The organism is Burkholderia cepacia (assembly GCF_001039005.1).
In the GTDB taxonomy this organism is placed as follows: Bacteria; Pseudomonadota; Gammaproteobacteria; order Burkholderiales; family Burkholderiaceae; genus Burkholderia; species Burkholderia theae.
In genome coordinates this window covers 17,823-31,417 of the sequence record NZ_LDWR01000096.1, presented here as the reverse complement: position 1 = coordinate 31,417, position 13,595 = coordinate 17,823, and the positions used below count along the sequence as shown (strand labels likewise).

Below are 13,595 nucleotides of genomic sequence, written 5' to 3'. Positions count from 1 at the left end.
GTGCGAGCAGCAGGGTTATGGCTTTCGGTTAGCGCGAAAATGGGCATACAACGAGTCGAGGACGGCACCGATCTCCGTCAGCAAAGCGTCGTCGCCGCCAAGACGCTTTCGCGCACCGGCCAGGATGGCCTCGAACCCGCCGGCTTCGGGCACGGGCGCACCGCCCACGTCCAGCGCATGCACCATTGCGCCCAACCGCACGAGTGCTTCGTTGTCTTCCAGCCCAAAGCTGGCGATCAGTACCTCGAATGAAACGCGGTCCCCCACGTGCGTGAACGGGGCGCCATCGAAATCGAAGCCAAGGGCGTCAACCGGACATTCAGCGAGATTTTCCAGCCACACAAAGCGCGCATGCGGATCGATGAAGCGCTGAATCAGCCACGCGCTGGCGACCCGGTCCACCCAAAGGTGACGACGCGTCGCCCACAGCCGCCCTTGATACTGGGCAGGGTCGCGGCGCGAAATACCGCCTTGAGCGGCATGCGGCTCGCCGGGGGATCGCAACGCTTCGAGGGCGGCGGTGAAATCCCGCCATTGCGCACTCGCGCGTAGCGAGGTTTCGCCGGGAAAAAAATCGACTCTCCGGATCGCTTCGTACGTGCGAGCGTGGCGACGTTGAAGGCGACTGAGATCGGCTGCCGCGAGATCGGACAGGGTCTTGCGGTCTTCCGAAAGATCGGCCAACCAGTCGGCGTAATCGCCGGTGCGATCGAACAGTGCCTGGTACGCATCCTCGTCGGCGGCATCTTCCGCACGGACATGCAACAACCAGGCCTGCCCCTCGCCGTTACGCGCCTCGTCAGCCAGATCGCGCAACTGCGCTGCCTGCTCGGCATGGGCCGGCAACAGGTATGCGCCGTCCCTCAGGGCGCCGCAGCCCAGCGCCTTGACGGCACGCCATATACGCATGCGCGTGGTCGCACCGGCCGTCGGCAGACTGACGATCAGCAGGAGCCAGGAACGAGAGATCGTATTCATGACGGCAGCATAGGCTGCCGTCATAGGTGCTGCAACACTGTAGAGATTGCTACATGATTCAATGTCTACCGCAACCATTACCGGGCCGCCCCCGTCGACTGACGGCCGGCAACCATGCGTCCAGCATGCTCCCTTGCACACGACCAAAATGGAAAGCCTCGCCGAAGCGGGCTTTTTCTGGAACGTGAACCGGAATCGAACCGGCCTGAACTGTTGTGCAGGCGGGCATCGCTTCCGGCCTGTCAATCGTCTACGGAAATGTCGGCGTCACAAGCGATTGCCGCGACATCGCCCCGAACGCCACGGTGACGCGTAAAACCCGCCAGGCCTGAGGCGGACATCCGCTGTCACCTCCTCACACCCGTTGCACCAGCGCCGCCGCGTTCGTGTTGTCGCTGGCCCGCCGGACCGGCAGTCGAATGCAGAACGTCGTGCCGTACCCGGGCTCGCTCGTCACGTCGATCGCGCCGCGATGGCGCTCGACGATGCCATGCGATACCGACAAGCCGAGCCCGGTTCCCTGCCCGACCGGCTTCGTCGTGAAGAACGGATCGAAGATCCGACGGACCACGTCGGGCGTCATGCCCGTCCCGGTGTCGCTGATCGCGATCGACACCTGCTCGCCGTCGCTCGACGTGCGGATCGTGATCACGCCACGCTCGGGAATCGCCTGCGCCGCGTTGACCAGCAGGTTCATGAACACCTGGTTCAACTGCGACGGCAGGCATTCGACCCGCGGCAGGTCGCCATAGTCGCGCACGATGTCGGCCTTGTACTTGAGTTCGTTATGGACGACGTTGAGCGTGCTCTCGATCCCTGCATGGAGATCGACCACGCTCCATTCGTCGCTGCCCGGGCGCGAGAAATCGCGCAGGTCCTGCACGATGCGCCGCACCCGTACCGCACCATCGATCGATTCGTCGATCAGCGTCACGATCTCGTCGCGAACATAGTCCAGATCCGCGGCGCGGCCCATCGCCGTCAGCGCGTCGCGGGCGGCGGGGTCGAGCTGCGGCAGCGCCGCTTCATGCGCCGCGACCACGTCGAGCAGAGTGCGCACCCAGGTCTTCAAGGTATTGAGGTTCGCGCTGACGAAGCCGATCGGATTGTTGATCTCGTGCGCGACGCCCGCCGCGAGCTGGCCGATCGACGCGAGTTTTTCCGACTGCAGCAGCTGCACGTGGGTTTCCTCGAGCGCATGCAGAAGACGCCGCTGCTCCTCCTTTTCCTGTTCGAGCCGTGCCTGCGCGGCCTTGCGTTCGTCGATCTCGGTCGCCATGTTCTCGCGCGTACGCTGCAGCATCTCCGTCGTCTGCTCGTAGCGGCGCAATGCGCGTTCGAGTTCCGCGGTGCGCAATCGCACGAGCCGTTCCAGCGTGTCGGCCATCCCGCGCAAAAAGGTTGTGCGCGCATCGAAACGGCTGAGCAGCAGCGTGACGATCAGCGTCGCCATCGTAAACAGCGCGACGGTCGTCGCGAGCCACGGCGCGTCGATCCCGTTCGCGGCGCCGCATCGGGCATCCGGCGCGAAATGCGCGGCCGCCATCCCTGTATAGTGCATGCCGGTAATCGCGATGCCCATGATGAAGGCCGCGCCGACCCGCTGCGCGGTCGCATGGCGCGCCTGCTGCACGCGCAGCGCCTGCGCAATCCATAGCGCGGCAGTCGACGCGATCACCGCGACGCCGATCGATGCGGCAAACAGCGAGGGATCGTAGCGAATGCCGGGCTGCATGTGCATCGCGGCCATCCCCGTGTAGTGCATGCCGGCAATCCCGCCGCCCATCAGCGCCCCGCCCGCGAGCAGCCGCCGCCAGCCCAGCCGCGCACGCGTGACGACGGTCAGCGCGAAATACGACACGAGCACCGCGATCGCGAGCGATACGCCCGTGTCCAGCAACGCATAACCCAGCGGGATCGGCAGCGAAAACGCGAGCATGCCGACGAAATGCATCGACCAGATCCCGGTGCCCATCGCGGCCGCGCCGCCGCCCAGCCACGCATGCTTGAGCTTCGGGTTGTCGAGCAACGAAATGAACGCGGCCAGGTCGAGCGTCGTATAGGACGCCAGCGTCGCGATGGCGAGCGACAGCAGGACGAGCAGGAGGTTGTAGGTGCCGTGCATGATCGAGCGCCCGAATCGATGTGGATGCATGGCCGCGGCGCGTAGTCGAGCGTGCCGCGGCCAGCCCGCCGCGCGTCCTGTGTCAGCCGGGCGGCGCGCTCGCGTTGTGCGCCTGCTTCGAGGCGGTCGAGCCGGCCAGAACGAGGATATCGAACGGCGCCCCTTCCCGCGTCTCGAAGCGGCGCACGAGCTCGATCTGGTGCGCCGACATCACGCTGCCCTTCGTCATCAGCAGCACGCCGCGATGCGTGCGCAGGTCGTCGGCCAGTTGCATCCCTTCGCGCAGCTGCGCGGACTTGATCTCCGCGACGGACGCCGCGATGCCGAGACTCGCCGGGTCCCGCATCAGCTCGATGCAACGCTCGACAATCTGCGGGTCGTAACGCACGCCGGCCTGCGACTTCAATGCATCGAGAGCCTGCTCGAGCGAATGCGGCGCACCGATTTCGCCATTGCGCAGCCCTTCGAAATCGCGTGCGATCGCAACGATCCGCGAGCCGAGCGGGATCGCGTCGCCGGCCAGCCCGTCCGGCGTGCCGCGCCCGTTGAAGCGCTCGTACTGGTGCAGCACGATCGATGCGACCTTGTGCAATTGCGCGACAGGCGTCAGCACCATCTGCGCGCGCAGCGGATGCTCCTGGAACAGGCGGTGTTCGTCCGTCGTCATCCGCGTGGTCGGCTTGTGCAGCAATTCGTCGGGCAACGACAACTTGCCGATGCCGTGCAGCAGCCCCGCGTAATAGACGTCCTGCGCGTGCAGACTGCTCATCCCCGACGACAACGCGAGCCGGCGCGCGATCTCGCCGACCCGCATCGCGTGTCCGCTAGCGGTCCCGCACCGCATTTCGATCATGCTCGCGCACACCTGGACCATCGCCGTGAAGCTGCTTTTCAGGTCGCGTTGCGCCGCTTCGAGGAACATCACGGTCTGGCCGAGTTCCTCGGTACGCGCGCGCACCTGTGTTTCGAGTTCCGTGTTGAAACGGCGCAGCGCTTCGTTCTGTGCCTCCGTCAGCGCGGCCAGCCGGGCGGCTTCGCGGCGCAAGCGCCGCTGCTCCAGCGCCTGTTCGATGGTCAGCAGCAGATCGTGATCGTCCCACGGCTTGTTCAGATAGCGATACACGCCGCCTTCGTTGACGGCCTGCACGACCGACGCGATCTCCGCATAGCCGGTCAGCAGGATGCGCATCGTGTCCGGGTACATGGCCCGTGCGCGAGCCAGAAATTCGGCCCCGCTCATGTGCGGCATCCGCATGTCGGACACGATCAGGTCGACTTCGGTCGACGCCAGTATGTCCAGCGCGGCCTCGCCGCTGGCGGCCGTCAGGATGTCGTAACGTGCGGGCCGGAACACGCGCTTGAGCGCCGACAGCACGCTCGGCTCGTCGTCGACCAGCAGGATCGACGGTGCGCTGCATGCGTCGTCGGATGCCGCTGCCGCCTCGGCCGCCTCGGCCGTTTCAGGCAATGCCGCGTTCGGTCCGTTTGTTTCAGATGTCGTCATAATTGGCCTCGGATCAATTATTTACATCTTCTCTCTCTGCAACATCGGCTGGCGCGGTGGTTTCCACATTGGGGGAAACGCTAATACATTCGGGTCAGGGCGTCTTGATTCCTTCCGCACGCGTGGCAAGGAATCGCAGGTACTTGCCGTGCTCGTCCTCGAATAGCTCCGGGCCGCCGCCCATGTAGGCGCGCATCAGTTCGTCTGCAGCGCGATCGAGATTGCCGAGTTCGAGTTGGCACTGCCCGAGCCTCAGGTGAAGAAACGGATTGCCGATCGCGTCGGGGAAATGCATCGCATGGCCAAGATTGTCGCGGCCGGCCGCGTAGTCGCCTTGATGGAAATTCGCGTCGCCGATCGCTGCGAGCAGCCAGGTTCCCGCCTCCCAAACGGTCTTAGGTTCGGGAAGCAGGTCGAATGCCTCCCAGTATTTCGCGAGTGCGCCTTCGTAGTTCTCGTCTTCTGCCAATGCATCGCCGGCTTCGCTCAGCGCTGCGATTCGCTCGTGAAGCAGGTTGTCCAGTTCTGCCATGTGCGGCCTCCTTTCCGGGACATGAATGCGGCGTGGTGCGGCGAATGGTTGCGATGCGATCGAGCTGTTGCCCGCTCTATCGGAGCCGCATGCGATTGGTTCGATGGGCCGATTTTGACGCAGCATACCCGAGCGCAGTGAGGCATGCGCGTCGACTTCCTGCAAGCCTGCCCGGCAACTGCCGAACAGTCGTCATGCCGCGTGACGCGTGAACGTAAATGAAGAGCGTCATTGGTGACTGATTTCAGGATCGTCCGTTACCGACGGCGGATTCAACCGGTCGATGCAACACACTAGACGCTGCGTAAGCAGTGGAGGTGTTGCAAATGAAACAGCGGCGCAGGATCTACTACACCGAGACTCAAAAGGCACTGATGTGGGAGCGGTGGCGCAAGGGGGACACGCTTGCGCAGATTGCCCGACTGCTCTTACGCTGAGCTACGACAGTTTGAACCTGACTGAGTTGCGTAAGGAAGTAGATGTGGTCTACGAATGGTATCTCAATGCCGATCGCAGTCTGGCGAAAGCGTACAACCGTATCGATGCGATACGCAGCCTAACAGCGGAGTCGATACGTCGAATCGAATTGAAGTCATCTGGCCATGCTCGGGGCGGGACAGCTTCAGTGTTGTATGAGCAGCAGCTTCATTTGCTCAACAGGATCTTGCATCTCCTTGAGGAATAGTGCTCGTTTCCGTGAGCGTCGCGACTGACCGATTGTGGCCGAGAGCAGTCGGACGTAGTCGACCCCGGATGTCCCGCGACACTGCTTTTCCAGCATAGGTGACTGAGCTTGAGGCAGAAAGCGTACTGTCTGAACTCAGTGCTTCGCCCGGCCGTAGGGTGCGCCGGGAATCGGTCTAGAAATCAGGACGTTACCGCCGGAACGCTTCGTCCACTACCGTAGAACAAAATAAAGTTGTCACCGTTTGCGAAGTAAATATGTCACTTCGCCGGTTCGCAGTCGCCCAAGAGCTGCGAACCCTTGTGAACTCAAGGATTAATCCGCCGCGAATTAAAGTTGTCACCGAGCGCGGCGCCGCGAAAACCGGTGTCAACTCCCTCGCGACGTCGTTGCGGCGCCGTCGGTCGCGGTCACACGTTCTGCGGAACCCGAGTTTGAATGAGTAATCGTGCCGTAGTGGTAACAATGTCAATAAAATCGTCAACTCAGGGCCCGGATGCCTTGTTCGACAAGAATTCTGGAGTGAAAGAATTAATTTGCTCTACGGCAGTGCGCAGCACAACATCAACTTCAAGGCCGTGCTTCGGCTGGAACGGCCTCGCTGTGGCCGTCGCGGCTAGTCGGCCGCCATCAGGCGCAAGTCTCGTGCGGCAGCGGTCACAGCCTTACCCTGATAGGTCAGTAGCGCCAACTTGAACCTTTCGACGAAGCGGGCCGCGGCCGCTTGCGCAAGCCGGGCGGCAAACGCTGCCTCGTCGGCGCTGGTCCATGCTGCCCGAGCGGCTTCCTCGCTCGTGCGCACCGGCTCGGCGAGGCAACGGACGTCGAGCGTCACTCTGCCCACCATGCGCCCATCGCCGGCCAAGACAGGATGGCAAGTCGAGAGAAAGCCGGAACAGCCTGGAAACGGGGAATACGCGACGCCGACGAATTCGGCATCCTTCCTGTCGGAGCGACGCCGGAGCGCGACCCGCAATCGAGCGGATGAAGCAGTGTCGGCCGCTTGACGCCACCCGCTGATATATGCGGCTCCGTCACCGACGTAGAGGCAACCGGCAGTGGAGGCGAGCACGTCCACCGGCACTGTGTGTGCAATCGCTTGCTGCCCGTATTGGAGCGTCAAACTCAATTCGGCATCAGAGAGCGGTGGAACGTCGAGCGCTTCGAAGAATTCCAATCCGCGAATGCTCACGGCAAGCACTGCGCTTTCGTCCTCGGGAGCCAAGTCGAAGCGGCGCCAACCTTGACGAACCGCATCATGGAATTGATGCGCGAACTTCGAAAGAAAAAGATCCAGGAACGCTCCCATCCTTTGGTCGTACCCCAACGTACTCGTCGTCGAAAAACGCGCTGCGAACGCGCTCACCGCGCTCGTCAGGCTCGCGCTCACGCCCGGCGTCAGCAGCGGGACGTCAGAGCGGCTGTCGACATGAAGCGATTGCGAAGAAGCTACCGCGACCGGAAGCAGATCGAGAGCGATACTGTCCAGTGCGATGTTGAGCAAGTCGTGAACTGCGGTATCGGGAACGCGGTGAAGAATGGAAAGCGCGGGGCCGGCGCATTCCTTCAACAAGTGCAGCATGACGGCCGTTGTCGCAGGCGCGCTCAAAAAGCGCGGCAGCTCGGAGGATACGAGAAGCTGGGTCGTCCGGTCGCCGATGAAGTACTCGGATCGGTCATCGCCGTCCGGCTCCAGAACGAGGTCGTAAAGCGTTTCAACACCTTCGAGCGGCGCAGGCTCGATGTCGCGCGGCTGAACGGGGCGCAGCGCTGCCTCTCCTTCTGGTGCATGACAAATCAGATCCGGCGCGCCGTCCGCCCCCAGTCTGCGGATACCGAACTGGTTGAAGCCCGGAATGCTCGCCGCCAGGTGCTCCGGATTGACGGCCGCGTACTCACCGTTGGAGCCGGCTTTCGATGCATGAATCAGAAACGGGTGACCCGAAGTGAACGCAAAATCGACACCGGCAAACCGGAAAAGCGGCCGGTCCGAACGCATCGGTGCGGCACGCAGGACCACGCTTCGCTTGCCGCGCGGCGTGCGGACTTCGTCGCCGGAGCGAATGGACTCGATCGCCTTCAATGTTCCGTCGGCGAGGACGACCATCGATCCCGGCGCAAAGCAACTGCCTCCGGGCACATGCCGGTAGCGCGATCCCGGTTGACTGTTGGCCGTGAATTCATAGCTGTTCGCCTCCCTCATACAGGAGGGCCACTGTGAGCCTGGATAAGTGTTGCAGACTTCCTTCAGCATCGCGCCCGTGGCGTCGGACAGATCGGCACCGCCGAGGTTTTGCAGCATCCAGTTGCTCCAGCCCAGCCAATTTCCGGCCATCAACTGCTGCGGAACCGGCAATCCCTTGCTGACGACCGTGGAAATCGTCGAGTCAATTTCCGCATCGCGGGCGCCGAGCGCGACCAGTTTGATCCAATGATGGAAGAGTTCCCAGTCGCGATCCGGCCAATTCCCGGTGGCGTCCTGGGTGCGCTTCATGTTGATCCATGCGTCGGAGGTCAGCCCGCGGATATAGTCGGTCCTCGCGGCCGCCATGTCGACGGCGGTGCGGGAAAACGGAGCAAGCGCGCTCTTGATCACACCGTCGGTGACCGCGGCAACATAGGCATACCAATGCGCACCGTGCGCCCGCAGGCTCGCATTCCATGCCGCGATGTCGCGATCGATATCGTCGATCAGCAGTTGCCTCCGCAGCGAACTCGTGACCGCGTACATCTGTTGACACAAAGCAGCCACCGAGAATTGCCGCCAGAAATCGTCGGAGAAACCGACGAGACTCGCAAGGTTTCCAGCTTCGGCATCGGGAGCGTAGTTCGAAAAGAAAATCGATCGAAAGGAGCGCCCCGTTCCGAACAGCTGCGAATAATTTCCCGGCGTGGCGCCTTGGATGCGATTGACGTAGATGGCCCGCGCGCGTGAGCCGATCGGATTGGCCCCCTCCGGAGGCAGTGCTTCCGATAGCTTGCCGACATCGGCCCAATTGCCCTCAAGTGTCGTCATACACGAACTTCCTGATAGCTCGAACGTTATGCGAGCCGAAGGCCAGCCAATTGGCTGCGGCCCTCGGCTTCCAGTAGTGACAATCGCGGCGAATCAGCCAATTGCTTGCGGGACGCTCACTTCCTGTTCAGTAGCACGTCCGAAGAAAGCGGATACCAGCGTGCCAGCAACACTCGGGAGGACCTCGATCGAGAAGCTCGTCTCGGCGGAGCCAACCATGTTGCTGGCAGTCAGCTTGAAGACCTTTTTCGCGAAAATCGGAATGTCCTTGCCGGTCTCCATCGATACGACCCCAGTGCTCGTGTCGAATTGCACGTTCGCCGGAAGCCCTGGCGAGAGACTCCAGGCGAGCGGCGCGCTGCCGATCACGCCGAGCGATGGCTTCTGCCGCTGGTCGTGCTGGTAAGTAGACCAACTGATATCGGTCATGCTCAGAAGCTGAGGCGCGATCGACACCATCTCGACCACCAGCGTAGTACCCGTATCGCGGGTCAGCGTCCATCCACCCGCGTTGTCCGTGCTCAAGTACCACTTTTCCTGTCCGTTGCTGGCCAACGACTCGCTGTAGAACCTGAATGGCGCCGACTTCAGATACTTGGCGTCGTTGACCGTATCGTACTGCGCGTCACCAAGGATCTCGGCCCGCCATTGAAGATGCTTGTCCGTTGCGGCGCTCTCAGGCGCTGGGATGGCCGCGAGACGGCCATCCTTATCGACCCCGAGCACGAAAAAATTCTTCTTGCCGTCGCTGCCGACCACGGGAGCGCCAAACTGCGCGCGGCCGTCCTGATCGACGCTCAGATAGAACGCGCAATGTCCGGTGCCGTCGAACCGCTGCTGCGAGAGCTTTCCATCGCCCCCGATATAGAGCGACTTGCTTGCGTCGCCATTCGGCTTAAGGGCAACGCCGGAGCGCTGCATTTGGCCAATCGGCTGGTAGACCTGGAAGTAATCGATGTCCGTCTCGTAACGCATGTAATACACACCCGCCCTGTTCTTGGCGAATTGTTCGACGGGCGAAGGTTTTGATCGGAACAACTGGATCGCGATCAGCACCGCGGCGGTGAGCAAGGCGATGACGCCGATGACCGACACCACGGCGAAGAGCGTTCCGACCGATACGCCCCCTAGCGTCGCCACGCCGAAGGCCCCGCAGGCCCACGCCCCGGCGGTCGCGATGAACTCCAGGATCGATGCTGCCAGGAACAACGCGTTCGCCGCGACTTCGAGTGACTCGCCGCCTTCGGCGAGCGCGATAGCCGACATGACGATGCCGACCGTAGCCAGCACCGCGCCCAACCGCGTGGCGATGAACTCGTTGAGATTCCGGCCGAAAATCCTCTGAAGCGTGGCGATCCTGTTCGCGCGGCTGAGAAGCGCAGCGCCCTCGGCAGCGGACTCCGCGAAGAGTGCCCGCATTGCGAGGCCGTCGAGTTCCCTCTCGAGCGCGCCGTTGCTAAAGAGCCAGGCCTTGAACCCGGAGGCCGATTCCAGGCTGCTGTGCGTGAGCAGTTGCGGGGAGAAGAATGCCCTCATTCTTCCCCAGAGCCCCTGCTCGACCGCGAACACGCGGCCGAGTGCAATGCCGCGCACGGCGAGCATCAGGACGATCTGCGCGGTGAATCCGACGCTGGCGGCGATGATCTGAGCCTGCTCCGCCGCGGTCAGATCGGACCAATTGACCGTGCCTTGCACGAACAGGCTGATCAGCAGTCCGGCCGCGCCGACCAGCACCACGCGTGCGACGAGCATTGGGAGCGCGGACAGCACTTTGCCGACCACCGATTCGTATCTCGCTGCAAAGGTCGCCCATTGGAAGAGGCCCGCCGACGTTGCAGCGGCTACCCGCATGGCGTCGAGCAGTTGGTCGACTGTGGCCTGAGCGCCATGCTTGCGCACCTCCTCGGCCGCCTCCCGCATCTTCGGGTCTGGGCTCTTGATGTATTCGTCGACGAACTTGTCGACGATCTGTTTCAATGCGAAATTGAAGTCCTTTATATCTCCGTCGTAGGAAATCAACTGGGGCAGCAGCGTCGCGACCTGGAAAAGCTGCAGCATGTACGAATATTGCGATGCGAAGTAGCTCGAGGTATCGAGAACGTTCAGGAGCGCCACTGTTCTCTGCACGCGCTGCGTGAACTCGGAGCCGTCGACTTCCGCTCCACCGAACACGACCGCCTGCAGCATATTCAAATAGGGCGGACGCGATGTGTACACATACATGACAAAAGCCCAATACGATTTGGTCGCCTTTGCCTTCTCGCCGATCTCGCGTATCTGCGCGAGAAGCTTGTTCAGCTCCTCCGTAGTACCGGCAAAGTTATCCCTGGCTTCCGTAAGCCATTCGGCGACCTTCGCATCGATCCGAGGTGCATAAGTAGCGGCGTTGTCGATCTGATCCTGGACGAACCAGCTGAGGTCGGTCCACTTCTCCTGGTAGCGACGCGCGTAAAGCAATGGCGCCTGGGCCTGCATGACGTCGCTGACGCCGCTTTCATTGGTCAGCCAGGCGTTCGCGCGCCTGCCGTTGAGGGTTCTGGCCGCCGGATCGGTGCTCCATTCCGCCAGGGTTCCGCACGTGTAGGCGACGCTAAGCTTGCGATAGAACTGCGGCGGGTTCCCTCCGCGCGTTCCCGGCGTTTGCGATATGCCGATCAGAGATGGAGGAAGCGGCTTTGGATTCGGATTGAAGAATTGCTTGCAATCCTTGTCATCCATGTAGTACTGAAGTATTTCGTAGAAATCCTCCATCGACTGCTGCTGAAACAGGTCGTAGTACTGCCCATTCGAATCACGCACGAATTGACTCATGCGAATGAGATCCTGCACTGTGTGCGCGGTGTCTTTCACGGCGGCAACCTTGCCAAGCGCTGTACGCAGCGAGTCCGGCACCTTCAGGGAATGCGTCATCACCGAAACGATGTCCGGGTGAACGCGAGCTCCGGCAATGTCCATTGACGAATCGACAATTTCGTCGCCGTCCGAGGAAAAGGTGAGGTGCCCGCTCTCCGGCAGGCCGGAGGCCGCGCAAAGCTCAGGCGCGAGATTGCGCCAGCGGAGCACGTTACCGTCGATTACTGCGTCAGGAACGGCCGTGGTTCCGACATGCAGTCGCCCGTCGTGCACGGAGACCAGCATGTTTGGCGCATAGCCCTCGCCGGTCAGGCAGTACAGGCCTGCAATGTTGCTCGACGTCCAGACGCCTTCCACGCCATATACAGTGCCGCTTAGATCAGGTTTTTCCGTCAGTATGCCGCCGACCATCGTGTCGGCGAACTCGCTCAGCTTCAGCTTGAGCTTGTAGGGGAAGAGATTTCCGCCGACGTGACCCGAATTTGGCACTTCCGACGCGTTGGACGGAACGAAGTTCAGATAGCGGTCACGGTTTAGGAAACCGGCGTACGTGCCGACCTCCGGCTCCCATGTATGGCCCGTTGTCAGATCCTTGAAGCGGGTGACGAACTCGAAGACTGGCTCTCCTTCGACGATCTCCTCCTTGGTGATGCCATATGTGAACTCGAGCGAGTACTCTTTCGGCCATTGAGCCGTCCTCCAGCGCTCCGACTCGACGTCCCACCGAATATCGGGAGCAATGCTCGTGCCGGCGACGTAGGCAGCACCCTTGGCCAATTTGAGGCGATAGGTCTGCGGCTTCACCGCGTATTCGACGGCGAACGAATGGCCCTCGACGTCCACCACACCGAACCCCTGTGTCCGCTCACGGGTCAGGCGCAAGTGGCCCCTGATCACCGTTTCGCCATCGGGCGCTTCGAAGTTGAGTTCCTCGAAATCCTCGTCCCATTTGCTGTTTGCGCTCAGAACCGGTAACGCCCCAACAAACAGATGATCTCTCGTCACATCCGCATGATCGGGGGTCACAAATGTAAGCGTGCGCGGGAGGCGCGCTATCGCGGCTTCGCTGGCTTCCGACTGGCCGATCGGATCGGCCAGCGTCAGGCTCAAGGTTCTTGCGGACGGATAGAGCGCCGCGATCATCTCTTTGCGGCGCTGCCGGGTAGCGCGATGCTCAGCGCGAATTTTCGACGCTCGACTACTGACAGTCATGTTGGTCTCCTCGAAATTTAATAAATCGAAGCAATATTGTGATTCTTAGCAAACTGCCGATTCTTGCCGCCCGCCTGTTGTCGGCGGCTGCGGCGATCCGCCGTTGGTGCGGCACCAACGCATTGCTTATAGCCGCGTATGACTTTAATGAGCGGTGTTGTGTGGAGAATCTTCGGAGATAGGCTGATGCCCGAATCAGCGGGTTGCAGCAAGTCCGCTGCTCGATACATGACGGGCAATAGAATCGATGGTAGAACAGAAGAGGAGGCGGACACACTGATAAAGTTGTCAGTTATTCATCCAGATTCTTGCGCGCATCCGCTCCGGGTGTCAGGTACATTCGGAATTACAATAATCAATAAAATTGAAATTATTCAATCGAGCGCTATCTGAATTGCAACTTCATCTACAACATCGCCCGCCCGGCGCTTACGTTCATGGAACGGACGCACTGAAATTTGCGGGAGGCCAGCCCCCGCGCGGCTGGATTTACCCCATACCTCCGCACACCGCGTCACACTCGAGTCGCTGATTCGACCCTTCGCCGGAACTCGCGTGGCGAGCGATATTTCAGCGAACTATGGGGATGCTGCTCGTTGTCATTTTCGAAGGCGATGGCGAGATTGAATCGCGCGAATCGTGCCGATTCCTTCGGCGCCTGCCTGAGGTCTGGCCGGAATCAAAAATATG

Annotated in this window: 7 protein-coding genes; all 7 read right to left on the bottom strand. The window is 61.6% G+C overall.

Going from position 1 to position 13,595, the window contains the following annotated elements; translation table 11 throughout:
- Window positions 1-15: 15 nt before the first annotated feature.
- Window positions 16-978, bottom strand: a complete 963-nt coding sequence (locus VL15_RS37110) for a chromate resistance protein ChrB domain-containing protein (protein WP_048251940.1) — start codon at window positions 976-978, stop codon at window positions 16-18.
- A 355-nt stretch (window positions 979-1,333) separates the two neighbouring features.
- Window positions 1,334-3,103: a histidine kinase gene (locus VL15_RS37105; protein WP_048251846.1), complete on the bottom strand. Its 1,770-nt coding sequence runs from the start codon at window positions 3,101-3,103 to the stop codon at window positions 1,334-1,336.
- An 82-nt stretch (window positions 3,104-3,185) separates the two neighbouring features.
- Window positions 3,186-4,607 carry an HD domain-containing phosphohydrolase gene (locus VL15_RS37100; protein ID WP_048251845.1) on the bottom strand — a complete coding sequence of 474 codons (1,422 nt, stop codon included), beginning with the start codon at window positions 4,605-4,607 and terminating at the stop codon, window positions 3,186-3,188.
- A 94-nt stretch (window positions 4,608-4,701) separates the two neighbouring features.
- Window positions 4,702-5,139, bottom strand: a complete 438-nt coding sequence (locus VL15_RS37095; protein ID WP_048251844.1) for a tetratricopeptide repeat protein — start codon at window positions 5,137-5,139, stop codon at window positions 4,702-4,704.
- Window positions 5,140-6,440: 1,301 nt separating this feature from the next.
- Complete coding sequence (locus VL15_RS37090; RefSeq protein WP_048251843.1) at window positions 6,441-8,840, bottom strand: hypothetical protein; 2,400 nt, start codon at window positions 8,838-8,840, stop codon at window positions 6,441-6,443.
- A gap of 93 nt (window positions 8,841-8,933) precedes the next feature.
- Window positions 8,934-12,905 (bottom strand): hypothetical protein, encoded by a 3,972-nt coding sequence (locus VL15_RS37085; RefSeq protein ID WP_155420384.1) that lies wholly within the window; start codon window positions 12,903-12,905, stop codon window positions 8,934-8,936.
- Between the two features lie 17 nt (window positions 12,906-12,922).
- Window positions 12,923-13,117 (bottom strand): hypothetical protein, encoded by a 195-nt coding sequence (locus VL15_RS42395; protein WP_155420383.1) that lies wholly within the window; start codon window positions 13,115-13,117, stop codon window positions 12,923-12,925.
- Window positions 13,118-13,595: the final 478 nt, after the last annotated feature.

Excerpts from the sequence above, each read along its gene's own strand:
- VL15_RS37110 (WP_048251940.1), bottom strand. The coding sequence starts at position 978 with ATGAATACGATCTCTCGTTCCTGGCTCCTGCTGATCGTCAGTCTGCCG.
- VL15_RS37105 (WP_048251846.1), bottom strand. The coding sequence starts at position 3,103 with ATGCACGGCACCTACAACCTCCTGCTCGTCCTGCTGTCGCTCGCCATC.
- VL15_RS37100 (WP_048251845.1), bottom strand. The coding sequence starts at position 4,607 with ATGACGACATCTGAAACAAACGGACCGAACGCGGCATTGCCTGAAACG.
- VL15_RS37095 (WP_048251844.1), bottom strand. The coding sequence starts at position 5,139 with ATGGCAGAACTGGACAACCTGCTTCACGAGCGAATCGCAGCGCTGAGC.
- VL15_RS37090 (WP_048251843.1), bottom strand. The coding sequence starts at position 8,840 with ATGACGACACTTGAGGGCAATTGGGCCGATGTCGGCAAGCTATCGGAA.
- VL15_RS37085 (WP_155420384.1), bottom strand. The coding sequence starts at position 12,905 with ATGACTGTCAGTAGTCGAGCGTCGAAAATTCGCGCTGAGCATCGCGCT.